Source organism: Acinetobacter sp. YH01008 (assembly GCF_013420435.1).
GTDB classification, from domain to species: domain Bacteria; phylum Pseudomonadota; class Gammaproteobacteria; order Pseudomonadales; family Moraxellaceae; genus Acinetobacter; species Acinetobacter pseudolwoffii.
This window is the reverse complement of sequence record NZ_VOYD01000024.1, coordinates 14,874-41,779: the sequence shown is the minus strand read 5'-3', so window position 1 is coordinate 41,779 and position 26,906 is coordinate 14,874. Positions and strand designations below refer to the sequence as shown.

The window sequence follows — 26,906 nt, the reverse complement described above, 5'->3', positions numbered from 1 at the left end:
TAATTCAAGTGAATTTGTTTGAAAGAAGAACTTTAAAAGCTTTATTTTCACCCGATAAAATACCCATAAAACAAGAGGAAGCACAAATGAGCTTCCTCTTGTGAAAAATTGTGGGACAGCAATGCCTGAGTGACTCCTTTTTTATGCGTCCAGTTTACAGTGAACGTGCAATCAGTTCTTTCATGATTTCGTTGGTACCAGCATAAATCCGGTTGGCACGGTTGTCGATATAGGCCCGGGCAATTGGATATTCCAGCATATAGCCATAACCACCATGCAATTGCAGGCATTCATCTACCACCTTGCTATACATTTCTGAAATCTTATATTTGGCCGCAGCAGCGGCATCGATGCCTAATTCTTGCTTGAGTTGCAGCTCCATGCAGCGATCCAGATAAGCGCGACAAAACTCGATTTCGGTACGCATTTCTGCCAGTTTAAAGCGGGTATTCTGAAAATGGCTAATACTCTTGCCAAAGGCCTGACGTTCCTTGGTGTATTTCACTGTATGTGCGAAAGCAGCTTCAGCGCCAGCCTGACACATAATTGCCACAATCAGGCGTTCCCAAGCCAGTTCTTTCATCAGCATCATAAAGCCCATGCCTTCCAGACCGAGCAAGTTTTCTTGTGGTACGCGTACATTGTCAAAGAACAGTTCGCAGGTATCCTGACCTTTCATGCCGATTTTATTCAGCGGTTTAGCTTTGCTAAATCCGGCCCGGTCGGCTTCGACCATAATCAATGAGAGATTGGCCGAGCCTTTGTCACTATGACCGGTCTTGCAGACCACAATCGCCATATCACAGAGATAGCCATTGGTAATAAAGATCTTGGATCCATTAATCACATAGTCATCGCCATCCAGTACCGCAGAGGTACGCACTGCCTGTAAGTCTGAGCCGGTTCCCGGTTCGGTCATGGCAATGGCGGTGACGACTTCTCCAGATGCCATTTTCGGTAGCCATTGCTGCATTTGGGCTTCATTACCAAAGTTCAGCAGATAATTGGCGACGATATCCGAATGCAGGGAAAAACCGGTGGCTGAATCTCCGGCATAGGCCTGTTCCTCAATCAAGATCATGCTATACAGCCGATCTACGCCAGAACCGCCATATTCTTCAGGCATGGTAGCGCAGAGCAATCCAAGCTCACCGGCTTTATTCCACAGCTCTCGATCCACATGCTGTTGCTTTTCATAGCGCTCGCTATGCGGAATAACTTCCTTTTCATAAAACTTGCGTACGGTTTCACGAAATGCTTCATGTTCGGTAGTAAAAAGCTGGCGGGGTAGCATTGGGGCAAGCGGGCGAATAGCTGCAGATTGCATCTTGTTATTCCTTATTCTGATCTGTTTGCTTTAAAGTAGGTCAAGCATAGATCAGCAACAATGAGCGGAATGTTCAAATAACTTAAATATGCTGATGCTTTTGGTCATTTATATGAAATCCCTCGAAATTCAGCGATGGCTTCAGGTAAACTATTCCGGTTTATAACGAATTGGGGAAATTCGATGACTGATGACATCACCTTAGAAGAGCGCAAAGTGATTTATCGCGCGCGTCGTGGTCTAAAAGAGCTGGATGTGTATTTTGATCCCTACGTAAAAAACTACTACTTAACTGCTGATCCATTTGAAAAGCAGATGTTTGCTGAGTTGGTCGATCAGGAAGATCCAGATCTGCTGGACTGGTTTATGGAAGTCTCTGAGCCGCCGCGTCCTGAATTAAAAGATTTGATCAAGAAGCTTAAATTTTACGTCCATGGATAATCGCTGTTTCAAGCTGAAACGCAGTTATTGTGCACTGGCGTTTCAGCTTTTTATTTTTGCACTGTTGATGTACCTGCTGTATCAGCTACTGCCGATTACGATTTGGCTGCTGTCTGCTGCGATGGGACTGGTGATTTATCAGCTGTTTTATCGCAAGACGCCCCAGATTGAACAGTTTGAATATCTGGATGGACGTAAATGGTCATTGACGGCCAAATCTCGGCCCACCTGTCGGGTATGTGTTAGTCATGTGATTGATCATCAAGCTTATATTGTGGTGTATTTTCAGCACGCCAAGGCTCAGCCTTTATTGATCTGGTGTGACCAATTGCCGCTAAAACAATGGAAATCCCTGAAAGCTCTAACCAAACTTATCTAGTTGTCAGACAACGCTATTTTAATCACTTGATTGAAGTTTCAATAAAACAGATACTTAGATCATTAATACGCTTTCATTGTCAGACAGAAAATAATAATGACTTATCAGTAAGATAAATTGTATGACAATTTCCCGCCTATGTTTTATTTTTAGCCTGTACATTGAACGCACCAACAGCAAATACGGGAGAATTCAATAGAATCTCCAGTGTGGATGTTTTTGATCGTAGTGATTGTTTCAGCTTTGGTGGTTGGACAATTCGCGATGGTGCTGAAGGATAAATTTTTATCTTAATCAAGCAGAGTTATTACCGGCTCTCTGTTTGTACAGTTAATAAGTAGCATGTGCTGAACCGTCGCAATGCTACTTTTTTTTGCCCAAAATTTGGGAATTCAACAGATCAAGTCAATTGCAGTCGGCCAGTTTGATGGCACAGTGTCTGGTCCAGATTAGAGTAAATACTCTTTTATTCACAAAATGCTTCTGATATCTTTAACAGAAAGATGGACATAATCACAATTATAGAGGACAGGAAAATGTCAGGCGTCCGTAAAATATGCCAAGGTATGGCGACCATTGCAATAACAACAACAGTATTAACGGGGTGTTCCCATGTCATTAAAACCGGTGCCAATGTCGCACTGGGTTTTACCGAAAACCATATTGTCCCGCCAATTTTAGCCATGGATGATGCTGAAATGGTATGTAATTCAGGGAATTCTTTAACGCCGGCCATTATGGCGACCAAAGAAATGGGGGCAGATCCAACGCGGGTGGCCGTGTTGATGTATTCAGCTGCTGGTATTTGTGCTGAGCAAAAAGCACTGGAAGCCGAGTTACGCTATTTGCGTGCTTCAAAATCCAACCAGGTAGCGGAAGCCCAAGATGCGCGAATCGAGCAGAAACGCTGGGCGGCTCTAGCGGCACAGCGTCAATATACCGGTTATCAATTGTTCCAGAGCCGTTATGAAAAAAAATATCAAAAAGCCTTGGGTGAAGAATGCCCGCGCATGAACAGCGATATGGAGCAAACGGTTTATCTGCTGGGCATGCTCAGCGGTTTACAAGCCATGACCAATGATATTAATTCCGGCGGCGCAGTGCATGTACCCAAAGATATCGCTGCTGTGGTCGAACGTGGTATGACCTGTCTGGATAATGCCAAATTCTGGGGAGCACCGAATGCTACGCGTGCTGTGATCTGGACTTTATTACCAGGTGCAAGCGATGGTAAACCTGATCCTTACCAAACATTAAAACAATCTACACAAATTGGTGAGCAAAAAGGTGTACGTTTATCGCATGCTTTATATGCTGTAGCAGCACAGGCCAGTGGTGACGATGCCAAAATCCGCGATGCTTTAAAAACCTTTGCGCAGGCCCGTACTGAGGAAAAGCCGGTAAATCCACAGTTCAAGCTGATCGACAGTATGGCAGCGATTATGGTCGGTGGAATTTCAGATCGTTACTGGACAGAAAATACTGGTGTGCGCAGCGCCGATGATGGCATGCAACGTTTCTGGGATGAATCAGACAGCTCTTCGGAACTCGATGACCTGTTCAGTGCAGACCTGTAACCCAGATAGCCTGCATAGAATTTTAAGGATGAAATTAAACTAGATGGTTAGGGAGAAGCATAAGCTGATGCTAGATCAACATGTTCGACGAAAAATTATTTTTCTAGCGGCTTTTGTCTCTCTCTGTGCATGTCTGCAAATTTTCAAGGATAGTTTCATCTACTGGCAAGAGAGCCTGTTAGGTGAATTTTGGCGACTCTGGACAGCGCATTGGGTGCATGTGGGCTGGATTCATTATTTTCTGAATATTCTCGCTTTTCTCTGTTTGCCTTTCATTTTTCCACGCGCCACCGTCTGGCATTTCTGTGCCATTTTACTGATCTTGCCGCCGCTGATCAGTTTAAGTTTTTATTTTTTCTTACCCAATATTGAAGCCTATGCCGGCTTGTCGGGCGTACTGCATGGCGCCTACGTGGCAGTGGCGTGTGTGCATTTGCTGTATAAACGGGAACGCGGTTTTGCGGCGCTGGTGTTGTTTTTGATTTTTGCCAAACTGGTCTGGGAAAACACCATTGGCAATGTCGGAACGGCGCAGCTGATCGGCAGTCCGGTTTTGGTTGAGGCACATTTACTTGGTGTGATTTGGGGCGTGATTCTGGCGCTGATCTATATCGTGAGCAATTATTTTCGGGATAATTAAAGTGCAGAGATAAATCATTTACTTGGCAGAAAATACAAAAAGAAAATATAAATTGTCATTTTTATTGTGCTGATTTTGATGCAAAGTCAAAACATAGAATAAAGATCCTGACCTTTGAAAAGGAATTTTCGGGGCAGAAGGGAAGATCGGCGTCCTAGACCAAGCATTAGGCCGCTAAAATAAAAATAGGAATATACATGCAAAATGATGATCAAAACAGATCAGGATTAGGTCTGTTGCGTTATATATGGACAGAGTGGATCTCGACCTTCGTCGTGCTGGTTTTACTTTTGCTCACTTTGATTATTGGCACCGGGGAAATGATTCACGGCCAGTTGCTGCGTATGGGCGAGCGTATTTACGGTGATCCGGCAACCGGAATGCAATATTCATTTCTAAGGGCTGAACCGACGCGGCCACAATGTGAACGCAATATCAATGTCGATCAGCGTGTTCAGCAGCAGATGAAAGCCGATGCAGCCGATGAATATGCTGATTTCTTCGGCGTGCGCTCGCAAGCGGATGTCCGGGCTGCGGTATTACAGGCACAGCAGGTTTGTGAAGAATCTTATCTGTTCTACGATAAAGCCATTCAACATGTCGAAGCACAACCGAGTATTCGGGCTTATCGGGCCTTTGAAACGTCTTTCTTTGGAATATTCAAGTTTGGCACTGAGAACCGGGCCTTGCTCTTGGTCATCATGGTGGTATTCGCTGCGATCAGTGCCACCCTAAAAACCCATCATATTGGTCTGCGTAGTCCAAGTACAGGTATCGATTTTAAAGTCTATTCGGTCGCCATGCTGCTGGGTAATGCTTTTCTGGCATTCTCATCCTACAGTCAATACCAGTCTGTGCTGAACTCGGGCGTACCGATGGGCGAGATGAAATACATCTACTGGCTGTGGATGATTCTGTTTAGCAGCTTAACCTTGATCAGTTTATATCAGGTGGTTAAACAACCAAAACCAACGCGTGAGGGCGGTAGTTTTGGTCTGGCCTTTTTGAGTGTGCCACTGTATGCCTATATGGCCATTATTACAGGAATAAATTTCACTTTCTTTATGGATTATCCAATGGGACAGGGGATTTATCTGGGGCAACTGGTCGAGTTTTCCAGTATTTTCCTGAATCTGGCCTTGTTTATCTGGGCCGGTATGTTGCTGAAACAGACCCGGGTCGTGGATATGTTCCTGAATATTCTGCGTCCATGGAATCTGGCCCCTGAAACCTTGACCTGGTTAATTCTGCTGGCCGCTGCCTTACCGACTGCCTATACCGGTGCATCAGGGATTTTCGTGATTGCCGCAGGTGCGATCATTTATAAGGAAGTCTGGAATGCAGGTGGACGCCGTCAGTTTGCACTGGCCGCCACTGCAATGTCCGGTTCACTGGGTGTGGTCTTACGTCCATGCTTGCTGATCGTCGTGGTAGCATCACTGAATAAAGAAGTAACTACTGATTTGCTCTATCACTATGGGATTTATGTCTTCCTGCTCAGCTCGACTTTATTCCTGGTAATTTCTTTATTCTTTGCAGAAAATAAATTCCGGATTGCCGCACCAACCATCGCAGCTCCTCAATCAGGTCGTGCCTTCCTTGCGATTATTCCTTATATCGTGATTTTTATTCTGATCTGGCTATTCTACAAATATGCTTTGTCGACAGACCTGAATGAATTTACCGCCCCTGTGATGATGCCGGTCATTCTGCTGATGATTGTCTTATATGATAAATTACGTCATGAACCGGCACCGTTGCCACCGGTCGGTCATTGGGATGAGACTTTGAATGCGACCTTACATTCGAGAAATACCCCTGAACTGGCGACAGCTGCTAGCGTGGCCAATGTAGAATATCGTGAAGCAGAGCATGCGGGGCAGCGAGATAAAGAATTGGCTGTTGATCATGGTGTAAGGCGTTCAAATGCTACAGAAATCCTGCGCAAGGTGGGTTTCTGGAAGTCAATGCATATCTCCACCAGTGAAACCGTGGGGCATATTGGTGCGCTGGTGATCCTGATGGCACTTTCTGTGAGTGTCGGTGGCTTGCTGGAACGTATGGAAATTATGGAAGCGTTTCCAACCGATATCAGCAGTACTATTCTGGTCATTTCCCTGATTGTCGGCTTGATGATTTTTGTCGGAATGATTATGGATCCGTTTGGTGCGGTGATTCTGATCTCGGCGACTGTTGCTCCAGTGGCTTATCAATACGGCATTCATCCGGTGCATTTCTGGATGATCACCCTGATTGGCTTTGAACTGGGCTATGTGACGCCACCGGTGGCACTGAACCATCTGTTGGCCAGACAATCCATTGGCAATGCCGAAGTGGCTGAAGCGGATGCAGAAGTACGCCATCTGTCTTTTTACTACCGTTATGAACGCTGGATTTTACCGGTGATTGTGCTGCTGCCTGCAATGCTGATCATCGCCTATGTGCCTTATGTCTTTAAGCTGTTCGGTTGGTATCCATAAAAGATATACACTAAAAAAGCACCTACGGGTGCTTTTTTAATTTAATCTGAATTCTTGGCTCAGATTTTAGATGAATTCAGGCGCTTTTGCAGGATTGGGCTACACAGCAGAATCGCGCAGAAAATCAACCCCAGCCCGATTAGGCTATAGAGGTCCGGAACTTCCTGCCAGAACAGAAATCCCCACATACCAGCAAAGAAAATTGCCACATAGTTGACCGGTCCAATTTGTCCTGCCGGAGCCAGCTTATATGCATTGGACATAAACAGTTGGCTAAAATTGGCCAGGATGCCGGCAGTAATCAGATAGCTGAGTTCTGTCAGAGTATAAGGCCGCCATAGCCAGAACATCGGAATCACTGAAATCAGGGTGCCAATAAAGCAGAAATAAAATACAATTTTTTCCGGAGACTCGGTTTTAGTCAGTGCCCGAACCGTGACAAAAGCCATCGCCGCTAGAAAACTCGCACTCAAACCAATGACCGACATCAGGTTAATTAAACCCGAATCCGGTTTGGCAACACAGAGTACCCCGATGAAACCAATTGCAGCGGCGACTAACATGCTTGCTGTTATTTTTTCCTTGAGAAATAGCCAGGCAATCAAAGGAATAAAAATCGGAGAAGAGTAGGTGAAGACCATGGCATTGGAGAGTTTTAAATGGGCAATGGCATAGAAAAAGCCGTACATGGCAGTCAGTCCGACCACTGCGCGCCAGGTGTGCATCCATAGTTTTTCAGTTTTGAAAAAACCAATGCCTTTATTGAAAATGAAGGGCAGGAAAATAAACAGCCCGACAAAATTGCGAAAGAAGACCACGGTGGCGTTATCAACCGTTGCCGAGGCATAACGGATACACACGCCCATGACTGAAAAGAGAAAAGCAGAGCAGGTCAGTAACAGAATGGCTTTAAGCAGATGCGGAGCGGTTGGGGCAGACATGGAAACAACTGAGCTAGAAGATCTGACGATATTCTAGCTGAAATACTGTCGAGATTTACTGGCTTTGAGCAAGTTGTGCTTCAAGTAACTTGATCTGTTCCTCTTTCAGTTGAATCAACTGGTCGGCATCGCTATGCTGCGCATCCAGTGTGGCTTTTTGTTCATTGAGCTGAACTTGGATGTCATCTAATTTAGCCACTTCTTCTTTGGCCAAACTGGCATTCTCCGGCACCGGTGCATCTAACAGCTGATCTGATACCAGTGCTTTAGCTTCGATCGCCTCAGCTGCTTTCGCTGCCGCTGTATCTTCTTCAGTTTTCGCCGCAGGTTTTGCTGCCGGAACAGCTGCGATATCTTCCTGATGTATGCGTTCCGCTTCACCGGAAGAGGCATTCAACCACTGATATAGCAATACCAATGCAACGACAGTAACTAAAGCCCCCATAATCCCCATTAAAAGTTTGGGGTTATTTCTTTGTTCTACTGACATAGCTTGAACCTTGATTTTTATTTTACTGAACGAGGTTTAAACTGAATCACGCCAATTTCATCTGGAACAGCTGGTGTTTCTGGTTGGTCAACATGTGTGGGACGATTTTCTTCATAACCACATTCAATACATTCGATCCATTCATCTTCACCAGAGGTCAGCATGACGACACGATCTAACGCCTGACATTTTGGACATTTTGCGCCTGCAATGAAACGACGTTTAATGGTCATCATACTCACCTTGTGATCAACTTAAAAAGCTAGTTTAAGCGTTTTTAGAGCGGTTCGTCCAACCTTGATGACGTAGCAATGCATCTATTTTTGGCTCGCGTCCGCGGAAATTGATAAATGCGTCAAGTGCTGTGTCTTTTCCGCCAACTGCGAGGATATTTTCCCGAAACTGTTTTCCAGTGGTGGTATTAAAAATCCCTTCATTTTCGAAACGGTCGAAGGCATCACTGGCCAAAACTTCGGCCCATTTATAGGAATAATATCCCGCTGCATAACCACCGGCAAAGATATGACTAAAGCTGTGCTGGAAACGGTTATAGTCGGTGGTGGGCAGAACTGCATATTTTTCACGAATTTCATTCAGTGTGGCCTGAACCTGTTCAGCATTTGAAGCCGGATTGGCACGGTGAATACTCAAGTCAAACAAGGCAAATTCAAGCTGACGCAGGGTTTGCATGCCGGATTGGAAGAAACGTGCATCGAGCAGGGCTTTGAGTAGGTCGGCCGGCAAAGATTCCTTGGTTTCAATATGTTCACTGAGCAGATTCAGACTGTCCTGATCCCAGGCCCAGAATTCCATAAACTGGCTTGGCAGCTCCACGGCATCCCAAGCCACGCCATGCGTACCTGCCACCGCGATATTGTCCACTTCAGTCAGCATGTGATGCAGGCCGTGACCAAATTCATGGAACAGGGTAATTACTTCATCATGCGTGAGCAGTGCAGGTCGGTTGCCAACAGGTGGAGTAAAGTTACCCACCATATAGCAGATCGGTTTTTGCAGGCCATCACGGGTCTGCATGCGCGAACGGAAACCGCTCATCCAGGCACCACCACGTTTGCCTTGACGCGCATACAGGTCAAAATAGAAACCGCCAATCACCTGACCTTGATCTTCCAGTTCGAAATAACGCGCCTCTGGATGCCAAACCGGCGCTTCACGTTCAATCACCTGAATGTCATACAGGCGATTGACAATACTGAACAGGCCTTGCAGGATTTTTGGTGCAGGGAAATAAGGTTTCAGCGCCTCCTGTGACAGGTTAAACTGCTGCATTTTCAGCTTCTCTGAATAATAGCTGCTGTCCCAAGGTTTCAGTTCATCAATACCATCTTCAGCGGCAATGGCTTTTAGTTCTGCAATTTCCTTGGTTGCTGGCGCACGGGCATGCTCTGCCAGATCACGCAAGAATTCATCTACTGCCTCTACACTTGGCGCCATTTTGCTGGCCAGAGACAATTCTGCATAATTGTTGAAGCCGAGCAGCTTGGCCATTTCCTGACGTAAGCTGAGGATTTCTTCAATTAAGGCGGTATTGTCAAATTCAGTCTGCTCGGACTGATCTGAAGCGCGCGTGGTATAGGCTTTATACAGCTCTTCACGCAGTTCACGATGTTCCGCATGGGTCATGATTGCCAGATAAGACGGGAAATCTAGCGTAGCGACCGGCTGATCCAGCTCGCGTTGCTGGCCATATTGTTTTAACAGCTCAATATTACTTTCAGAGAGACCCGCTAACTCATCTTCAGCTAATGGTCTGAAATAAGCCTGAGTTGCATCCAGCACATGGTTGGAGAAGTCCGAAGACAGTTGTGAGAGACGTGCAGAAATTTCCGCATAACGTTTCTTCGCTTCGCCTTCTAAGGCCACACCAGACAGTTTGAAGTCACGTAAGGCCAGTTTGATGGCACTTTGCTGGGCTGCAGGTAATTCATTAAAAATTGATGCATCATGAGCATGCTGATAAGTTTGATACAGCGCCGTATGTTGACCTAGTTGTGTATAGTATTCGCTCAGACCCGGTAATAAGGCTTGATAGACGTCACGGGTTTCGGCATTGTTCATCACGGCATTCAGATGCGATAACACGCCCCAGGATTCACTCATATTATTTTCGAGGGTATCGACCTGTTCCAGAATCTCAAGTTGGGCCTGAACCGAGTCTGGCGTGTCAGTCAGTTCATTTAAAAACTTTTGTCCGGCTTGAATGGTTGTTTCAATTTTTTCTTTGAGATCGGCCAGGGTAATCTGATCAAATTGTGGAACAGGCAAAGTTGCCTTTTCTAAAGTCATGTCGGTCTGCCAAATTAATTTTCTATATTCAGTCTAGATGTAGGGCCTTTGGTGGGGGAAATCAAGGTAGTTAAAGTTTTTTCTCTAGCTTTGTATTTAATATTTTGAAGCTGTTCAATAAATCCACCATCAGATCAGGGTAAGGCTTCTAGTTCATTTATATCGATGATGGAAATATCAGTGATTTGAGTTTTCCATAAGTTTAAAGGGTGCTGATACCAATACGTGACTTTCATGGTGATAGGATTATTATCTAAAGCCTCTCTGAGGCCGCCGGTCCCCAATCGTATATATAGCTCTGATTGGGTGGAAATACTTTGACTCCATGTTTGAAAATACCGCTATCAAAATAATCTTTTGAAGCATTTAATTTTTTAATTCCGAAGGCCCGTTTAGGAATGGGTTGATCACTCGATATTTGTACATTATAGGCAATGGATTTTCCTATATTCTTTATCTGTAGTTGAATGAAAGATTGCTTACCGTAATGCGGAAGAGCAAAAACTATAATTTGTGGTTGCTGATCAGATTTAAATACGGCATAAGTCACAAGCAAAGCCATTAAAGAAATGATCAAAGTAAAAATAGTTATGGTATTCATTCTTATAATTTTTCCTATTTTAATATTTTGATTATAAATAAAAAAGAGCGCCTTAGCGCTCTTTTTATACCGTCAAAAATTATTCAGTCTTGGCTTTTGCATTCGACTTTTTCTTTTTCACTTTGGTCTTTTTCTTTACTTTATCTTTAGCCTTTGCTTCAGGCTTTGCTGCAGATTTTTTAGCAGACTTGCTGTTGTAAGAGCTGGGTTCTCCTTTGGCTTTTTTGCGTCGTATGGGCTGTTCTCCATCGGCATTCAGGCTGGATTTAGACTCGCGCTCATTCTTGCTAAAAACCTCTTCTGTTGCTGCTGGACGTACTGCCGGTTTTTTCTCGCTCACGCGCGGCGCACGGGCACGGATCGCACGGCCGGCATGACTGAGCTGCTGTACCAGTTCAAAGTCGATCTTGCGCTCTTCCAGATTGACGCCAGCCACCTTGATCTTGACTTCATCGCCCAGACCAAAGACCTGACCACGATTCTGGCCGACCAGATTCTGGCTGACTTGATCAAAGACAAAGAAGTCATCGCCCAACTGGCTGACATGCACCATACCATCCACATACAGGTCTTTTAGCGTCACAAACAGGCCAAACTCTGCTGTCGCACTAATGATGCCAACAAATTCTTCGCCCAGATGCTGCTGCATATAATGACATTTCAACCAGGTCGTCACCGAGCGAGAGGCTTCATCGGCACGGCGTTCAGTGGCAGAGAAATGTGTTCCTGCTTCATCTAAAGCTCCACCTGAAAGCGGAGATGGCTTTTTATTTAAATGCGCTTTAATGGCACGATGCAATAACAGATCTGGATAACGTCGAATTGGCGAAGTGAAATGTGTGTACGCCTCATAAGCCAGACCGTAGTGCCCCGCATTGTTAGGGCCGTAATAAGCCTGCATCATGGAGCGTAATAACACCGCATGAATGCTTGGTGCATCTATGCGGTCTTTGGTCGCTTCAATCACCGCCTGATAATCTGCTTGGGTCGGTTGCTCCGGGAATTTCAAACCAAGCAGCTTGACGAAATCACGGACTTTTTGAATACGCGAGAACTCAGGTGGCTCATGTACGCGGTACAACATCGGAATTTCATTTTTCAATGCATATTCTGCGGCTGCCACGTTGGCCAGCAACATACATTCTTCAATCAGCTTATGCGCATCATTACGGCTACGCGGCAAAATCTCTTTAATTCCGCCCAGCTCATCAAAAGTCATATACGTTTCAACGGTTTCAAATTCCATGGCATGGCGTTCAGCACGTAAGCCTTTCAGAACCTGATAGAGTTGGAACAGGGTGTTGATCGACTTGCGAACTTCGCGATCTTCGGTAATGGCCTGACTGTCGCCTTCCAGATATTGGGCGACCTGATCATAAGTCAAACGTGCTTTAGAGTGCATCACGGATGGATAGAACTCAAAACCGGTAACACGACCGGCACGTGACAGTTTTAAATCACAGACCATACAGAGACGATCAACAGCCGGATTTAAAGAACACAAGCCATTCGACAAGGCTTCAGGCAGCATTGGTAAAACAAAGTGCGGGAAGTAGACAGAAGTTCCGCGTTCCTGAGCTTCATCGTCCAGTGGTTTGCCTGTACGTACATAATGACTGACATCGGCAATCGCTACGACCACGCGATAGCCACCGCCCGGACGTTTTTCAGCATATACTGCATCATCAAAGTCACGTGCATCTTCACCATCAATGGTGACCAAAGCTAAATCACGCAGATCCACACGACCTTCACGGTCTTTTTCTGTTGGTTCTTTAAAGCTTTCTGCATCCTGAATCACTTCTTCCGGGAATTCATACGGTAAACCATATTCTAAAATGGTTTGTGGAATGATGATTTCGGTATCGGCTTTATCTGCCATGGACTGGACAATATGACCGGTCGCAAATTCTTCACGGGTCGGATAAGTATCAATCGCCACGCGAATCGAATCACCCAGATTGACTTGCGCATGTTCAATCAGTTCTTTTTCAAGAGTAATCGGCTGATGCGCATTTGGGCTAGCAGGTTGAACAAAGTATTCACCTTCATATAGGGAAACTTTACCAATGATCTGCTTAACGCGGTGCTGCACAACTTCAGTCACATAACCCCAGGCTTTACCTTTACGGTCTACTGAAGTTTGACGTACTTTGACACGGTCGCCATTAAAGACCAGCCGTAGTTCACGCTCAGCCAGTAAGAGATCGTCCTGGCCAGAAATGTTGGCAGTTCCCATCCCGCGGGAATTGATATAAACCGTCGCTTCGGATTCAGGCTGCTCGACGGCAATCTGGAATTTATAACCATCTTTCATCAATTGCCCGTCACGCACCATCGCAATTAAACGATGGCTGAGAGCATCAATACTTTTTTGATCTGCGATTTCGAAATGTTCTACCAGGTCGGCATGAGACTGGGCATTATTTTTTTCTATGGTTTCTAAAATTAGCGTACGGCTTGGGATAGGGTTGTCATAACGTTCGGCTTCAGCTTTTGCTTCAGGATCGACCCAGTTTTTCATCATGTCTTTAAATTTATCTTAGGAGATAGGTTTAGCATAAAACATGTGTGCGCAGACTGCACGTAAATGATTGCAATAATCCATTTAAGTTTTCAATTTTCTGTTCATTTTAGATAACTGGAAATTTATTCGGTTTTTTGAGCAGGAAAATGTACGAAAAATCGCTGAATTGCTTAAAAAGTATTTAAACGAGCAAAAATATGCACTTTTTTTCGATGCTGCGCTTGCAGTGCCATGCCGAAATTTGTATTATGGCCGCACGTTACGGTGAGATGGGTGAGTGGCTGAAACCACGTCCCTGCTAAGGACGCATACGGGTAACTGTATCGAGGGTTCGAATCCCTCTCTCACCGCCACGCTTACTTATGTCGCGCGCTCATAGCTCAGCTGGATAGAGCACTTGGCTACGAACTAAGGGGTCGGGAGTTCGAATCTCTCTGAGCGCACCAAGTAAGTTAAGCATAAAAACGTATTGCCAACCTAGGCACACAAGTTACGCGCTCATAGCTCAGCTGGATAGAGCACTTGGCTACGAACTAAGGGGTCGGGAGTTCGAATCTCTCTGAGCGCACCAACTTTAACAATCAACCGCTTTCATAGCGGTTTTTTTGTGCCTGAAATTTGGGGACATCTTTCTCGGTATTTGCTGTGTACTTTTCATCAGGATGAAATGGAGCTTGTCGCCACATTGAATGCAGCGTCAAAGTCCGGATGGTATTAATTGTTTTTAGCTCTAAATGTGCAGAAATTCTCACAGAAAACTGTAAATACTGCTGTATCGTTTAATTACTATACATTCGGTTGTGCTTTTATTAAAAAACACTTAACAAGCCTTAAAAAATCCGTATAATGCACCCCATCAAGACGTCGCGCTCATAGCTCAGCTGGATAGAGCACTTGGCTACGAACTAAGGGGTCGGGAGTTCGAATCTCTCTGAGCGCACCAATCTTGATAAGAATTCTGAAAAAACCGCACATTGATGCGGTTTTTTTACGTCTGTAATATTTAACGCTTTTTCATATAAAAAACCAATAACTACCGATTCGTTGATTATCTTAATTTTTGCTGTACCTTGAGTGCATAGACGGTATTGCCACCCACCGCAGGTAATACATCGTGATAGGGCAGACTGCGCATGGCCCTTAATAAAAACGGTGCCTGATCATGAATCTTCATGCTGCTGGTGATTTGGAACAGATTACCTTGTGATTGCGGCAATAGCTTCATGCTGCCTTTGACAAACTTTAAGTCGCCACCATTGGCATTGAACTGATTCTGCAAGGGATCGGGCTGGTAAAAACGCATCTTGAAGTTAAATGGAATCTGAATCACGCCTAAGCCCACTGAAACTTTATAGTTGGCATCTACACTTTGGGTATTGATCGGGTTAAGTTCGACTTTCTTGATCTGGCGCGGGAAAAGCTGTTGACTGGCTTGTGCAGCCAACCACGGTCGTAGCTTGTCTACCGAATGCGGAAAGTATTGATAGGTACTGCTAAATCTCAAATTTTCTGACGCTTTTCCTTCTTTAATCTGATAGCTGGGCAAAATAAAACTGACTGGTTGGCCGGATTTTTGACTAAGCTGGGCAATCTTCTGTAGCTGTTGTGAATTAAATTTCAGTTGTGGAGTCGGGGCGGTGAGTGTTGTGGCATGACTGGTTTTAAAACGCTGTTGCAGTGCTTCGAGTAGAAATGCGTTGGTACCGGGAGGAATGCCAAGTTTGGCTTCAGGCAGGGCATTGAGAATTTTACTGAATAGAAAACCTTTAGGCTGGTTCAGGTCGCCCCACTGGGTCACTGTCACCAGAGTTCTGTGCGGATCAAGCGCGAACCATTCCAGTTTTCCCGCGCCATAAGGAATGGGTGCATCAATAATTAAAGTGCTGATGCTGTTATTGCCCAGATGATGCTGCATCACCACGGTTTCTTTGAAGTTCAATATCGGAATTGGTGTGGGGATATGCACCTGATATTTGACCTGCTGAATCGAACCTTGCTGTTCTAGAATTTTGGCTGACTTTAAAGTCGGAAACAGGCCAACATAATCCGGATAATGCTGTAGCAATTTCTCGACCTGTGTTTCAGCCACAGGCAAAACCACGGCGGCACTATAAAATTGTACCTTGCTGGTGGCCTTACTGTTTAAGGTAGGAAGCTGGGTTTTAGTCACCGGATGCGCATAAATCAGAATCCTTTCGCCTGTTAATTCTGCCAATTGTTGGGCATTGCCCGGATAAGCACTCAGGCTACTGGGTAATTCTGCATCCCAGGGAATGATCTTGGCCAGTGATAGAGTAGACAGACCCGAACAGATACCGATTGCAATACATTGCTTGAATCCTTTCATTCAACATCCTGTTGCATATTTTTTGTTTTAATTGCTGTTTATTTAAAACTAAATACACGTTTTTCCAAAGCAAAGTTATGTAATTGATGCGTCAGGCCATAAGCATTGTGCATATTTTGCTATAGTATTGGGCAAGATTTTATTTTTTTGATGTGATGCTATGACTGAGTCAGCACCGACTTTATCGACCCGTTATTTTCTGACTTTAGAAGAATCTCAGGATGGTTTTGCCTTGGCGACTTTTGGCAAAAAGCAGATTTCACGTTTTCTGACGCCTCTGGTCAGTATCGGGATTATCCTTTGGGGCTTTTCGATGGGCTTTGACGGGGTAGGACGCTATTACGTGGCTTTGGGGGCATTCTTCCTGATCCTGCAAGGCATCATGCGTTACTGGTTTCTGCCGATGATGTTTAAACGCCAGTTCGTCAAATATCAGTTTGGTAAGAGTGAACAAGGCCTTGATCTGTATCAGGACTATGCGGAGATTTTTAATAATGAGCGTAGCAAGCTGGTAGCGTATAGTGAAGTGCAGAGTTTTGCTGCCGGCAAACTGACCTATATGCTGGAACTGAAAAACCGTACCGTCATCATTGTGCCAAAACGTGCCTTTAAAGATGCGACTGAGCAAAACATTTTTGAGAATGCATTTAAAAAATAATCCAGAGATCGATATAAAGACAAATAAAGGAAAGTTTTGATCATGAGTACACGCCCATCCAAAATTGTCTGCGTTGGTCGCAGTTATGCCGATCATGCCAAAGAACTCGGAAATGCGATCCCTGATCGTCCGGTCTTATTTATTAAGCCACCGAGTGCCTTAGGCTCGCTCGATGCAGGGATTGAATGGAATCCGGAGTGGGGCAACTGCCACTATGAATGTGAACTCAGTTTGCGTATTGACCGGACTTTAAGCAAAGAAAATGATCCTGTAAAAGCACTGCAAGCGGTGGGTGCGGTGACTTTAGGTCTGGACTTGACCCTGCGTGACTTGCAGGATGAACTCAAGAAAAAAGGCCAGCCTTGGGAACGTGCCAAAGCCTTTGATGGTTCGTGTCTGTTGTCAGACTGGATTCCTGTGAATGATGTGGTCGCGGACTGGCAAGATGTGCATTACACTTTGGAGGTGAATGAAGAACTGCGTCAAAAAGGCGATACCGCTTTATTGATTTTTGATATCGCGACTTTACTGGCAGATATTAGCCAGGTATTCACTTTAGAAGAAGGTGATGTGGTGATGACGGGTACACCCGCAGGTGTGGCGGCATTGCATGCAGGCGATCAGTTAAAAATGATCCTGAAAGGCCAGTCTCAGGATTATATCTGGACGACTTGGGTTAAATAAGCTGAACGGTTTATTTTTTGATTGAAAGGACTGCGAACGCAGTCCTTTTTTATCGAGTTTTAAAATATTTACAGCGCTGGCAAAATAATAGAAAAGTATTGTTTTACCGCAGAGAAGATTATAGTGGGCACTTTAAAGCGGTCACAGGAGTAGGGGTGAAGCAACGTCAGGCGCTAGATGCCAAAGCATCTGCCATCATGTTTGTATTATGTATGTTGTGGGGCTACAACAGGTCGTGCTGAAATGGGCGGCCAGTGATATTTCAGTCTTGATGCAAATTGCCTTGCGTTCAGCCTTGTCTGCGATCATGGTGTATCCCCTGATTCAGCAGAGCGTGCGCCGTCAGCTTTTGAGCACCCGCTATTTGCCTGCAGGATTGCTGGTCGGAATACTGTTCGCAACCGAATTTCATCTGATTGGGGAAGCACTACGCTATACCTCAGCTTCGCATACCATTGTTTTGCTTTATACTGCGCCGATTTTTGTCGCATTGGGTCTGCACTGGAAATTGCCGGCAGAGCGTTTGTCGCGTGTGCAATGGGGCGGTATCTTCGTGGCATTTAGCGGGATTGTGGTCAGTTTTTTACTCAGACCACAGACAAGCTCTACTTTACAAACCGATGCTTTGTGGGGAGATTTTCTGGCCTTACTCGGAGGTATATTCTGGGCAGCCACCACTGTCAGTGTACGTCTGAGCCGACTGGCTGAAGCACCTGCCACCCAGACCTTATTCTATCAATTATTGATGGGCGGCATATTATTGCTACCTTTGGCTTTTTTTAGTGGGCAAGCGACCATTCAATGGACGACCCTGTCTATTTCCAGTCTGATCTTTCATACCGTGCTGATTTCCTTTGCCAGTTATTTGATCTGGTTCTGGATGCTGAAACATTATCTGGCTTCACGTTTGGGCGTATTTTCTTTTTTAACGCCTGTATTTGGCATGCTGTTTGGGGTGTTGATTCTGGATGAACAGATCGAACTGAATTTTATTATTGGAACCTGTATGGTCATGCTGGGCGTGATTCTGGTGAGCTTGCAGGGATGGCTGAAAAAACCGAATACAACGAATAATCCTCAAGAGCAAACATGAACGTCTTGTCGATGAAACTGGCCACCTGGATTGGCCTGTCTTCCATTCTGATCTGGGCCAGTCTGGTGGCTGTGGTCAAATTGATTACCGAATCTACCAGTCCGGTGCAGGGGATTGCCCTGATTTACACTTTTAGTAGTCTGGCGATTCTGGCATTGATTGGATTTCCTAAAATCAGGCAAATGTCCAAGCGCTATCTATTGGGGTGTGGGGCTTTGTTCGTTGCTTATGAAATTCTATTTCTTGTTGCAGTTGCCTGGTCGGATCACCGTGAACAGGTGATGCTGATTGCGATGATCAATTATCTCTGGCCACCCTTGATGATTGTCTTTTCGATATTTGCCCGGCAATTGCAGGCGCGTCTTTGGGTCATTCCAGGATTTTTGCTTGCTGTAGTCGGTCTGATGTTGGTGGTCAATCCTGAAATTACCAATCTATCGAAACTTATGCAGGTTTTAGCTGAAAATCCTTGGGCTTATGGCTTTGCTTTTATCGGTGCCTTGTTATGGCCATGTTATTGCATTCTGACCAGAAAATATGGTCGTGGACAAAACGGCGTACCGATTTTTTTTGTGGTCGCCGTCATTGCGTTATGGGGCTTACATCTGGGCTTGGATGAGCCTTTCAGGATGCCTTCATTGAAGCTCTGGCTGGAAATCGCCATAGTAGGCAGTCTGATCGGGATTGCTTATAGTAACTGGAATCAGAGCATGCAGTACGGCAATATCAAGGTACTGATTTTGGCCACCTATTTTATGCCAATTCTGTCTTCAGTTATGTCGATGCTGATTCTGGATATTCGACCCGAGCTGAGTTTTTGGATTGGTACTGCTTTGGTGACCGCAGGTGCGATCGTCTGCTGGAAGTCTACGCAAACAACTTAAAAAAATCCTCTCAAGCGAGAGGATTTAGGATTATTTATTCCGGAACAATTCGGAAAGTGGAAAACTCAGCTTTTCTTCCAGATATTGATCGGTTTCCTGTAGCTTAGGCGAGAATTTCTGCATCCAGATTTCCTCGGTATGTGCCTCGGTGAAGTGATGCTTACGTGGCAATGGATAAGGAAGTTGCAGATAAAAGTCCCAAAAACTCACCTGATCCAGATCACGTACCAAGACATATTCATTGTCATCGGTACGTTTGATCAGATTTTGTTTTTCAAACATGCTCACATAGTTTGGCCAGCGACCAATTTCATCACGACCCAAAGCATCTAATGCTTCTGCTTCACTAATGCTCTCACCAGTTTTTTGCTTTTTATGAAACAGCTCTAATAGATCCAGCAGCATGATGATTGGGTGACGTTTATGATCCTGGCCAGATTCAAAGGCCGTCAGGGCATAACTGATCTCAACGCCGAGTAAGACAATATTCCAGGATAAATAAATCCACAGTAGAAAGATCGGCACAGCGGCAAATGCACCATAGACAATCTCATAACTGGTAAAGTTTGACATCACAAAACCGAACAGGTTTTTAAGCAGCTCAAACACCACTGCACTAAACAGGCCGGCAATAAATGCAGACTTGAGTGGCACACTGCGATTGGGGATGGTCCAGTTGAGAATGAAAAATCCGAGTACGGTCAGAGAAAAAGAAATGGCCCAGAGGACAAAAGCACCATTAAGTTCATACCCGGCAAAGTTATTGCTGAGGACACTCATGGAAGCCACGGTTGATGAAATGACGAAGGCACTACCCAGTAAAATCGGTCCCAGCGAAATGATAGTCCAGTAGCGCATAAACCCGATGATTCCACCTCGGGTCTGAGTCACTCGCCAAATTCGGTTAAAGGCCGTTTCGATACTGGTGAGCATCAATACGGTCGTAATAAATAAAAACAGGATACCAATCACGGTTAAATTACTGGATTTATCGGTAAAGGCATTCAGCGCTTTATCAAAGGCAATCGTGGTTTTGGGTAGAAAGTTACTGTAGATCAGCTGTTGCAATTGTTGTCGTGCAGGCTCTAAGGCTTTAATCGATGAAATAATGACCAAGAAAACCGTCAACATCGGCACGACTGCGAAAAGCGTAGTATAGGTCAGAGAACCGGCTTGCTCACGACAACGGTCTGCTTCAAAGCGTCGAAGTACGAATAAAATAAACTGAAACCAGTGTTTCTCATAAAAGGGTAACTTTTTTAAATACTCAACAATCATGTGCATCCAATCTCAATTTTTTTAATCATCATGAATTTTCATCCATTAGCTTAACCAAAAAAGTTACAGAATATCGTATAGTTTTATTTTTTTAAGTAATGAATAAGAAGCCTCATGCAACCTTATATTCTTGTTTTATATTACAGCAAATATGGCTCAACGAAAGAAATGGCACATCTGATAGCCAATGGCGTTGAATCGGCAGGAATGGCGGTAAAAATTCGGACTGTCCCGAATATTTCTAGCGTCGTAACCATAGCCGAGCCGAGTATCCCGGCAGAAGGGGATATTTATTGCAGTTTAGAGGATTTGGCCCAGTGTTCTGGCTTGGCCTTAGGTTCACCGACCCGTTTTGGCAATATGGCCTCAGAAATGAAATACTTTTGGGATCAGACCACCAGTCTATGGCTGAATGGCGCGTTGCATGGTAAGCCGGCTTGTGTCTTTACCGCATCGGGCTCCATGCATGGCGGACAGGAAAGTACCTTGTTGACTATGCTGCCACCATTATTCCACCACGGTATGATGATTATGGGGCTCAGTAATGCTACAGCTGCCTTGTCCAATACCAAGACTGGCGGTACGCCGTACGGTGCCAGTCATGTCAGTGGCCCACGGCATGATCAGGGTTTAAGCCCAGATGAAAAAGTTTTGTGCGAAGTACAGGGCAAACGACTGGCTGAAGTGGCTTTAAAACTCAATCAGTCTTAAGCATTAACTCACAAGGAAATGAAGAACTCACTCACTTCATTTCCTTCATGATATTAATCTTCTTTTTGATCTTTTTGATCTTTTTGATCTTTTTGATCTTTTTGATCTTTTTGATCTTTTTGATCTTTTTGATCTTTTTGATCTTTTTGATCTTTTTGATCTTTTTGATCTTTTTGATCTTTTTGATCTTTTTGAATAAATCTATGTTTGCATTTTAAACATTGATAATCCAAGAATAAATTACGGTCGACGGAAATCCCGGCTTTTTTGCCGAGGAAATTCCCTATTACGCCACCGGTAATGCCAACACTGATTGCCCCGACAAAAGTACCCACTGTCCCACCTAAAATTACACCTAAGGGGCCAGCAACAGTACCAATCGCTGCGCCAACGGATGCGCCAGAAGCAGCACCACCGACTGTACCCGCAGTAGCACCTGCCGAGCTCATGAGAATGCCACCAATTTTCTTTAAATTCTGTTCGTGATCACGCTGTTCGATGTCAGTGGAACCACATTTAGGACATTGCATAGGTTTTTCCATCAAGGATTGGTATTCACTTGTTTTAAGTTTATGGAGGAGATGCAATTTTCTCTAGATCAGCAGCTCTTCATAATATGCTGCAACAGCATATATACATGCTGAATCCTGAGGTCAGGAGCATTTCCTACCTTCCTGATTCTAGTTGAATTAACGCTCAAACATTGTATTTCAGCTGTAAATATATTTATTTTTATCTGCGTGAGTCATTTTTGAATTATTTCGATCATGCAGGACACTATAAGATTTTGGAGGTTTTTCTTCCTCAGTACTCTATCTATACACAGGCCTGATTGGCCATTTCTTTATATTCAAAGCAGCTGACGGTTTGCTGGCTGCTCTCAAAAGCTTGCAAACAGAAAGGATTCATTAAAGCTATTTGGCATTTTTTATCAAAAAAACAGCTTAAAATCGGCATTTTTTTATAAGTGGTTTTCATTCTCATTGATTAATTGTATTTTTAATAAAGTGTGATATTTATTATTATTAATGAGAAGTTCTAATAAAATAAAAATTTACAGATTTTTAAAATTAAAATAAATAATAATTTGGGTCGTGATTAGATAATTTATTTATTATTGATAAGATAAAAAATATATTATTTTAATCAAGTTTTTTAGATGATTATTATATTCATATATTTTCGATATAATGATTTCTTACAAATCAAAAAATATAACAAAAATAATTATTATAAATAAAAACAAATATATGGGTTTTTTAATCAATATAAATAAATATGTGAATAATGCTGGGTTCTACTTTTCATTTTTTTATGTGATTTAATATTTTTCAGATAAATTTAATCTTACTCAACCCAAGAATTAAATAAATATCTTAGATCAGAGGATATTAAGATTATGAGAATATTAGTCATCAATCTGGGTTTATTATGTTTTTGTTTTTTAAACAATGCTTATGCCACATCTGATGAGTGGACGCAGCGTTGGAAATCATCAAGTGCCCGCTCCAATGAAAATCTAGTTCAAGCCAATCTGATCGAGCTCAAGGAGTCCGATTATTATTCTGGATTAGGTAGAACCACTATTTACAGTACCTCAACCACCTCTATAGGTACCGTAAATACACCCACCAACAATATCAATGTCGAAGGTTCAGACAACAACATCGATATTTCGAGTGAATTACTCAATGAAGCACCTGTCAATTCAAATACCAATCAAAACGCTCAGCGCTGTCCTAATTTAAGTACTCAATCAGGAGAGTCGCTATGCTGAATTTCTCCTTAACCCGAAAATATATATTTTCTCTGAGTATTCCTGTTTTTTTTAGCTCGTTTCTAACAGGTTGTACAGGTTTAGCTCCCTCAAACAAGAAAGCAGTTAGTCTGGTGCAAGGACCACCCATTACCGATATTTTTACCCCTTTTGATATGGCGCTCTCCTGCCTCAAAGGGCAACTGCGTAGTGATGTGAGTTTTTCTGTTGGCGCGATTCTGGATCAAACCGGTAAAGACGTAGTCACCAATGGCGGAAGTGGCAAAATGGTGACCCAGGGTGCGGGAGATATGGTGCAGTCTGCCTTGTTTCAGGCGGGCGTCAGTTTAATGAACCGACGTGACCCCCGTATTATCGAAAGTGAAGCCAAGTGGGGGATTCGTGATCCAAGGCAAATTCAGGCCTCCGATTATTATGTCACCGGCAGTATTAACAGTCTGGATTTTATTCCGGGTGGGGGTTTTGACATGCAAATTGCCGGAGTTGGCCCAAATTACAGTCAAACCCGTATTATGGTCGGTTTGGATTTATCTCTGACCGATACCCGCAGCAGTAAAGTGGTGGGTAATGTTTCCTTGCAAAAGCAGATTGCTGCACAGGATTATGGTCTGAGTGCAGGCAGGTTCGCGGGTCGTACACTGTTAAATATTCAAATTGGCAAGGGAGAACGAGAGGCGACTAATTTTGCCTTACGCCAAATGTTGAACCTGGCCACTTTTGAATTACTCAGTCAGGTCGTGCCACCGGCAGTGTTTGCAAGTTGCCGTGCGGAAATTCCACCTGAATTTGGTCGCTTAGATCTCACTCGCAGTTCTGTTGCCTTGCATAAATATAAGAAAAATCAGCAACAAATCAGTACCGATTCCAGCAACCCTGTTCAGGAATCGGCCTCACGTCAGGCAGATTCATCCAATGAAAAAAACAAGTCGACCAATTCACCCAGCAAAGATATCAAGCCGCCTAAGCAGAAAGAATCTGAGGTGATTCAGAATCCTGAAGCCGAGCCTGAAATGAGCAAACAGGAACTGATTAAATATATTAGTAAGACTAAGCGCCCATCCCCTACAAGCAAAATAAATGACAAAAAAGATAGTCAAGAAAAAGCTGACAAAGAACAAGCTGAGGAGAAGTCATCCAGTTTATGGGATGCCAATCCAGAGGTAGTAGAGAATTACTGGTCAAATACTCAACGTGATTAAAAAGATTTGAAAATGGGCTCGCTCCCATTGTCAGAAGAAGTACTTAGCGAGAGGTACTTCAAAATAACAGTAGGAAGAACAATGATGAAAAACACGATCAAAACAGTCGCATTATCCGTCGCCTTTCTGTCTAGTGCGGGGATGGCATATGCTCAAGAAACCAATGTGGAAGTAGATACCGGTTTACAAGCTACTCTGGATTCTATTTCTCAGCAGGTTGAAAATGGTTCTGCGCTGAATCTGGCAGTGAATACAGGTGATGTTGATGCAAGCGTTGATTTAGAAGCACTTGCAGGAGCAGTAAGAGAAGTACCAGATGCGATTAGTTCAATTGAAGGGACAATTGAAACTACTGCAATTGGTGCAGCGAACACAGGTAGTATCACGATTGAGCAAGGCAGCTTCAATCAGGTGATATCAGACGTATCAGATGAAACATATGACTATGATTTCAGTCAAGTCACTAGTGCAACGAATAATTCTGAAACCTTAGAAGAGTTATCCGAGGTTGCGGATAGTTCAGATCTATCGGAAGTTGTAAGTTCATCACTGTCTACCAACTATAGTGAGCAGATCAATGAAACTTTAAGCAATTATAGTGTAGCGAACATTGCCTATAATGCGGGTACCATTGATGCCTCTGTCAATGCGATTGCAGAAGGAACTCAAACTGCTATTAACAATAGCATCACAACTACCGCTATCGGTGCTGTAAATAGCGGCAGTATTACTGTGACGGTTAAATAAACTCTTGTTCAAGGTGAACAGAGGTCTAATTATTTGCAGATAGTTAGACCTCTTTATCTTATAATAAAATTGCTATAACTGGTTGTTTATTCATCGGATAGAAAAATTATTTATTTTATGACACGATCTATTTTAGAGGTTTAATCACTTCGAATTTAAAAGTAAGCCATTTATCTAGGATCAAGTCAGGAATCATGAATAACACATTAGATTGAACTAGAGTCGAGCTTTGAATATTTTTAATTTATTTCATCAGATAGACAAAATAAAAAAGAGCGCATAAGCGCTCTTTTAAAATTGATTGTCGAGCTTAGTCGCGAACAAATTCAACTGTGCCATTTGCCAAAGATTTTACGCGTGCCAGTGACTCCACACGGTAGCCTTTTTCAAGCAGCAAGTCGCGACCAGGCTGGAATGATTTTTCAATCACAATACCAATACCGACCACTTCTGCGTTTGCCTGATGAATCAGATCGGCCAGACCCAGCGCCGCCTGACCATTCGCCAGGAAGTCATCAATCACTAAAACCTTGTCGGTTGAGCTGATGTGTTTATTTGAAATCGCGATGGTGCTTTCAGTTTGTTTGGTAAATGAAAACACTTTAGAGCGGTATAAATCATCTTTCAGGGTCAAAGACTGGTATTTACGTGCAAAGATGACAGGTACACCAAGTTCTAAACCTGCCATCACTGCAGGTGCAATACCTGATGCTTCAATCGTAATAATTTTGGTGATACCAGCATCCTTAAACAGACGCGCAAATTCTTGACCAATTAATTGCATCATGACTGGGTCAATCTGGTGGTTTAAGAAAGAATCCACTTTCAAAACTTCTTCAGAGAGAACGATGCCTTCGGCCAAGATTTTCTGTTCTAGTGCATGCACGGGAGAATCCTCAAGAGCAGGTGCTTTTTCAAGCAAAAGCGTATTGTAAAAAGCACCCGGAAAAAATCAAGTGAAATTCGCCAAAATCTTAGTTGCTTGCACCTTTATAGTCAGTTAATAGCAAACCATAAGAGGTTTTCTTGTCTACATGCGAAACCTTGACTGGCAGATAGTCAAGTTTCGGTGCCAGCCAGAAGATGGTTTCACGACCCGGCTTGCTATGCTTCATCACCACCTTGATGGTATTAAAAGAACCATATTTGGTACTGACCGTTTCTGAACCTTGTCGAACAAACTTACGGCCTTCGACCTCTTTAGCATCAGCAAGATAATAATTCGATTTTAAGCCACCATTTTTTAGATCTTCACGAATTTGTAATTCCGCATTCAGTTCATCCAGAACATCGGCTCTCCAGGCAAAAGAACGCTTTTCATCATCTTTTCTGGTATTGATGGTTTTGCTGGAAGGATTAAAGTTAATACTCATGGTGTTGTTATGCACCAGGATTTTACTGCTACGACTGAAACTGCTGGAGCCAATCTTGCCGTTATTAAAGGTGAAACGGCTGGTTTCAGTTGCTGAAGCAATACCACCGGCTTTTGCAGCAAAGACGTAAGTCCAGTTATTGCCGGATTTACTCAGAGTACGGGTGGCAGAACCCATATTCTTGCCATTATAGCTAAATTGATAATTGGCTTGGAAAGGCGTCATGGCAAAAGCCTGGCTAGAAATACCAGTCAACAGTATTGCACCGCTTAGACCTGTGGTCATCGCTAAAGTCTTAAATACAGTCTTCACCATTAGTCATTTTCCTATATTGGTTAAACGGGCAAAATATCTTACTTGTTGTAGCTTTTATTCTTTAGGCAAAATATGGAAATTTAAGGGATATTTCTAGCAAAAATGTATCTTTCATGTAGTTTTTTTCAAC

24 protein-coding genes, 4 tRNA genes and 1 pseudogene are annotated in these 26,906 nt (G+C 43.7%); 17 read left to right on the top strand and 12 right to left on the bottom strand.

Translation table 11 applies throughout. The features are described 5' to 3' along the window. Positions 1–154: 154 nt before the first annotated feature. Positions 155–1,327 (bottom strand): acyl-CoA dehydrogenase family protein, encoded by a 1,173-nt coding sequence (locus FTT75_RS12345; protein ID WP_180186521.1) that lies wholly within the window; start codon positions 1,325–1,327, stop codon positions 155–157. Between the two features lie 183 nt (positions 1,328–1,510). On the opposite strand from FTT75_RS12345, the gene FTT75_RS12340 reads away from it, so the two are divergent. The 5 genes from FTT75_RS12340 to FTT75_RS12320 all read left to right on the top strand — a co-directional run bounded on the left by FTT75_RS12340 (position 1,511) and on the right by FTT75_RS12320 (position 6,844). Further along, entirely contained in the window at positions 1,511–1,768 is a 258-nt protein-coding gene (locus tag FTT75_RS12340) for a succinate dehydrogenase assembly factor 2 (protein WP_005094125.1), read from the top strand. Further along, positions 1,761–2,147: a hypothetical protein gene (locus tag FTT75_RS12335; protein ID WP_180186519.1), complete on the top strand. Its 387-nt coding sequence runs from the start codon at positions 1,761–1,763 to the stop codon at positions 2,145–2,147. The genes FTT75_RS12340 and FTT75_RS12335 overlap by 8 nt, the downstream gene beginning before the upstream one ends. A gap of 536 nt (positions 2,148–2,683) precedes the next feature. Next, positions 2,684–3,724, top strand: coding sequence for a hypothetical protein (locus tag FTT75_RS12330; RefSeq protein WP_005094123.1), 1,041 nt, complete (start codon positions 2,684–2,686; stop codon positions 3,722–3,724). A gap of 67 nt (positions 3,725–3,791) precedes the next feature. Next, a complete protein-coding gene (gene rrtA / locus FTT75_RS12325; protein ID WP_180186517.1) occupies positions 3,792–4,364 on the top strand; it encodes a rhombosortase in 573 nt (190 codons plus the stop codon). A 197-nt stretch (positions 4,365–4,561) separates the two neighbouring features. Next, positions 4,562–6,844 (top strand): TRAP transporter large permease subunit, encoded by a 2,283-nt coding sequence (locus FTT75_RS12320; protein ID WP_180186515.1) that lies wholly within the window; start codon positions 4,562–4,564, stop codon positions 6,842–6,844. Positions 6,845–6,903: 59 nt separating this feature from the next. Here FTT75_RS12320 and FTT75_RS12315 read toward each other — a convergent pair whose 3' ends face one another. The 6 genes from FTT75_RS12315 to rnr all read right to left on the bottom strand — a co-directional run bounded on the left by FTT75_RS12315 (position 6,904) and on the right by rnr (position 13,710). Then, positions 6,904–7,785, bottom strand: a complete 882-nt coding sequence (locus FTT75_RS12315; protein ID WP_074383575.1) for a DMT family transporter — start codon at positions 7,783–7,785, stop codon at positions 6,904–6,906. A 55-nt stretch (positions 7,786–7,840) separates the two neighbouring features. Next, entirely contained in the window at positions 7,841–8,275 is a 435-nt protein-coding gene (locus tag FTT75_RS12310; RefSeq protein ID WP_005168705.1) for a hypothetical protein, read from the bottom strand. 17 nt (positions 8,276–8,292) lie between these two features. Beyond that, on the bottom strand, positions 8,293–8,502 hold the full coding sequence (locus FTT75_RS12305) for a YheV family putative zinc ribbon protein (protein WP_171304310.1): 210 nt from the start codon (positions 8,500–8,502) through the stop codon (positions 8,293–8,295). 40 nt (positions 8,503–8,542) lie between these two features. Beyond that, positions 8,543–10,597 (bottom strand): M3 family metallopeptidase, encoded by a 2,055-nt coding sequence (locus FTT75_RS12300; protein WP_180186527.1) that lies wholly within the window; start codon positions 10,595–10,597, stop codon positions 8,543–8,545. Positions 10,598–10,835: 238 nt separating this feature from the next. After that, positions 10,836–11,183: a hypothetical protein gene (locus FTT75_RS12295; protein ID WP_180186513.1), complete on the bottom strand. Its 348-nt coding sequence runs from the start codon at positions 11,181–11,183 to the stop codon at positions 10,836–10,838. A 79-nt stretch (positions 11,184–11,262) separates the two neighbouring features. After that, the gene (rnr, locus tag FTT75_RS12290) at positions 11,263–13,710 is read right to left on the bottom strand and encodes a ribonuclease R (RefSeq protein ID WP_180186511.1); all 2,448 of its coding nucleotides are present in this window, start codon (positions 13,708–13,710) and stop codon (positions 11,263–11,265) included. 263 nt (positions 13,711–13,973) lie between these two features. Here rnr and FTT75_RS12285 point away from each other — a divergent pair. From FTT75_RS12285 to FTT75_RS12270, 4 genes are all read left to right on the top strand, one after another. Beyond that, a tRNA-Ser gene (locus FTT75_RS12285) sits at positions 13,974–14,063 on the top strand. Positions 14,064–14,079: 16 nt separating this feature from the next. After that, positions 14,080–14,156: transfer RNA gene (locus FTT75_RS12280), tRNA-Arg, on the top strand. 48 nt (positions 14,157–14,204) lie between these two features. Next, positions 14,205–14,281: transfer RNA gene (locus FTT75_RS12275), tRNA-Arg, on the top strand. Positions 14,282–14,576: 295 nt separating this feature from the next. Continuing rightward, positions 14,577–14,653 (top strand) — tRNA-Arg (locus tag FTT75_RS12270). A gap of 105 nt (positions 14,654–14,758) precedes the next feature. Here FTT75_RS12270 and FTT75_RS12265 read toward each other — a convergent pair. Further along, positions 14,759–16,057, bottom strand: a complete 1,299-nt coding sequence (locus FTT75_RS12265; RefSeq protein WP_180186509.1) for an SRPBCC family protein — start codon at positions 16,055–16,057, stop codon at positions 14,759–14,761. Positions 16,058–16,217: 160 nt separating this feature from the next. Here FTT75_RS12265 and FTT75_RS12260 point away from each other — a divergent pair, with 160 nt between their 5' ends. The 4 genes and pseudogenes from FTT75_RS12260 (at position 16,218) to yddG (ending at position 19,376) form a co-directional block, all read left to right on the top strand. Beyond that, a complete protein-coding gene (locus FTT75_RS12260; RefSeq protein WP_180186507.1) occupies positions 16,218–16,715 on the top strand; it encodes a YcxB family protein in 498 nt (165 codons plus the stop codon). 42 nt (positions 16,716–16,757) lie between these two features. Further along, a complete protein-coding gene (locus FTT75_RS12255) occupies positions 16,758–17,399 on the top strand; it encodes a fumarylacetoacetate hydrolase family protein (RefSeq protein ID WP_005094098.1) in 642 nt (213 codons plus the stop codon). Positions 17,400–17,554: 155 nt separating this feature from the next. Beyond that, positions 17,555–18,492, top strand: a pseudogene (locus tag FTT75_RS12250) (DMT family transporter). Next, complete coding sequence (yddG, locus tag FTT75_RS12245; protein WP_180186505.1) at positions 18,489–19,376, top strand: aromatic amino acid DMT transporter YddG; 888 nt, start codon at positions 18,489–18,491, stop codon at positions 19,374–19,376. The pseudogene FTT75_RS12250 and the gene yddG overlap by 4 nt, the downstream one beginning before the upstream one ends. Before the next feature lie 30 nt (positions 19,377–19,406). Here yddG and FTT75_RS12240 read toward each other — a convergent pair whose 3' ends face one another. Next, the gene (locus FTT75_RS12240; RefSeq protein WP_005168686.1) at positions 19,407–20,654 is read right to left on the bottom strand and encodes a YihY family inner membrane protein; all 1,248 of its coding nucleotides are present in this window, start codon (positions 20,652–20,654) and stop codon (positions 19,407–19,409) included. Positions 20,655–20,768: 114 nt separating this feature from the next. Between FTT75_RS12240 and wrbA the strand changes: the two genes are divergently transcribed. Further along, positions 20,769–21,365 (top strand): NAD(P)H:quinone oxidoreductase, encoded by a 597-nt coding sequence (gene wrbA, locus FTT75_RS12235; protein WP_074383568.1) that lies wholly within the window; start codon positions 20,769–20,771, stop codon positions 21,363–21,365. Between the two features lie 53 nt (positions 21,366–21,418). Here wrbA and FTT75_RS12230 read toward each other — a convergent pair whose 3' ends face one another. Further along, positions 21,419–21,895, bottom strand: coding sequence for a hypothetical protein (locus tag FTT75_RS12230; protein ID WP_180086532.1), 477 nt, complete (start codon positions 21,893–21,895; stop codon positions 21,419–21,421). A gap of 869 nt (positions 21,896–22,764) precedes the next feature. Here FTT75_RS12230 and FTT75_RS12225 point away from each other — a divergent pair. From FTT75_RS12225 to FTT75_RS12215, 3 genes are all read left to right on the top strand, one after another. After that, positions 22,765–23,142 carry a hypothetical protein gene (locus FTT75_RS12225; protein WP_005094089.1) on the top strand — a complete coding sequence of 126 codons (378 nt, stop codon included), beginning with the start codon at positions 22,765–22,767 and terminating at the stop codon, positions 23,140–23,142. Beyond that, the gene (locus FTT75_RS12220) at positions 23,136–24,341 is read left to right on the top strand and encodes a CsgG/HfaB family protein (RefSeq protein WP_180186503.1); all 1,206 of its coding nucleotides are present in this window, start codon (positions 23,136–23,138) and stop codon (positions 24,339–24,341) included. The genes FTT75_RS12225 and FTT75_RS12220 overlap by 7 nt, the downstream gene beginning before the upstream one ends. Before the next feature lie 84 nt (positions 24,342–24,425). Further along, positions 24,426–25,088 (top strand): hypothetical protein, encoded by a 663-nt coding sequence (locus tag FTT75_RS12215; RefSeq protein ID WP_034608358.1) that lies wholly within the window; start codon positions 24,426–24,428, stop codon positions 25,086–25,088. Between the two features lie 310 nt (positions 25,089–25,398). Here FTT75_RS12215 and FTT75_RS12210 read toward each other — a convergent pair whose 3' ends face one another. Beyond that, positions 25,399–25,974 carry a xanthine phosphoribosyltransferase gene (locus FTT75_RS12210; RefSeq protein ID WP_005094083.1) on the bottom strand — a complete coding sequence of 192 codons (576 nt, stop codon included), beginning with the start codon at positions 25,972–25,974 and terminating at the stop codon, positions 25,399–25,401. An 88-nt stretch (positions 25,975–26,062) separates the two neighbouring features. Next, complete coding sequence (locus FTT75_RS12205; RefSeq protein ID WP_370982144.1) at positions 26,063–26,746, bottom strand: DUF3108 domain-containing protein; 684 nt, start codon at positions 26,744–26,746, stop codon at positions 26,063–26,065. Positions 26,747–26,906: the final 160 nt, after the last annotated feature.

Excerpts from the sequence above, each read along its gene's own strand:
- rnr (WP_180186511.1), bottom strand. The coding sequence starts at position 13,710 with ATGATGAAAAACTGGGTCGATCCTGAAGCAAAAGCTGAAGCCGAACGT.
- FTT75_RS12320 (WP_180186515.1), top strand. The coding sequence starts at position 4,562 with ATGCAAAATGATGATCAAAACAGATCAGGATTAGGTCTGTTGCGTTAT.
- FTT75_RS12310 (WP_005168705.1), bottom strand. The coding sequence starts at position 8,275 with ATGTCAGTAGAACAAAGAAATAACCCCAAACTTTTAATGGGGATTATG.
- FTT75_RS12215 (WP_034608358.1), top strand. The coding sequence starts at position 24,426 with ATGAAAAACACGATCAAAACAGTCGCATTATCCGTCGCCTTTCTGTCT.
- rrtA (WP_180186517.1), top strand. The coding sequence starts at position 3,792 with ATGCTAGATCAACATGTTCGACGAAAAATTATTTTTCTAGCGGCTTTT.
- FTT75_RS12335 (WP_180186519.1), top strand. The coding sequence starts at position 1,761 with ATGGATAATCGCTGTTTCAAGCTGAAACGCAGTTATTGTGCACTGGCG.
- FTT75_RS12220 (WP_180186503.1), top strand. The coding sequence starts at position 23,136 with ATGCTGAATTTCTCCTTAACCCGAAAATATATATTTTCTCTGAGTATT.
- FTT75_RS12260 (WP_180186507.1), top strand. The coding sequence starts at position 16,218 with ATGACTGAGTCAGCACCGACTTTATCGACCCGTTATTTTCTGACTTTA.
- FTT75_RS12265 (WP_180186509.1), bottom strand. The coding sequence starts at position 16,057 with ATGAAAGGATTCAAGCAATGTATTGCAATCGGTATCTGTTCGGGTCTG.
- FTT75_RS12230 (WP_180086532.1), bottom strand. The coding sequence starts at position 21,895 with ATGCAATGTCCTAAATGTGGTTCCACTGACATCGAACAGCGTGATCAC.
- FTT75_RS12240 (WP_005168686.1), bottom strand. The coding sequence starts at position 20,654 with ATGATTGTTGAGTATTTAAAAAAGTTACCCTTTTATGAGAAACACTGG.
- FTT75_RS12340 (WP_005094125.1), top strand. The coding sequence starts at position 1,511 with ATGACTGATGACATCACCTTAGAAGAGCGCAAAGTGATTTATCGCGCG.
- FTT75_RS12330 (WP_005094123.1), top strand. The coding sequence starts at position 2,684 with ATGTCAGGCGTCCGTAAAATATGCCAAGGTATGGCGACCATTGCAATA.
- yddG (WP_180186505.1), top strand. The coding sequence starts at position 18,489 with ATGAACGTCTTGTCGATGAAACTGGCCACCTGGATTGGCCTGTCTTCC.
- FTT75_RS12255 (WP_005094098.1), top strand. The coding sequence starts at position 16,758 with ATGAGTACACGCCCATCCAAAATTGTCTGCGTTGGTCGCAGTTATGCC.
- FTT75_RS12205 (WP_370982144.1), bottom strand. The coding sequence starts at position 26,746 with ATGACCACAGGTCTAAGCGGTGCAATACTGTTGACTGGTATTTCTAGC.
- wrbA (WP_074383568.1), top strand. The coding sequence starts at position 20,769 with ATGCAACCTTATATTCTTGTTTTATATTACAGCAAATATGGCTCAACG.
- FTT75_RS12315 (WP_074383575.1), bottom strand. The coding sequence starts at position 7,785 with ATGTCTGCCCCAACCGCTCCGCATCTGCTTAAAGCCATTCTGTTACTG.
- FTT75_RS12345 (WP_180186521.1), bottom strand. The coding sequence starts at position 1,327 with ATGCAATCTGCAGCTATTCGCCCGCTTGCCCCAATGCTACCCCGCCAG.
- FTT75_RS12295 (WP_180186513.1), bottom strand. The coding sequence starts at position 11,183 with ATGAATACCATAACTATTTTTACTTTGATCATTTCTTTAATGGCTTTG.
- FTT75_RS12225 (WP_005094089.1), top strand. The coding sequence starts at position 22,765 with ATGAGAATATTAGTCATCAATCTGGGTTTATTATGTTTTTGTTTTTTA.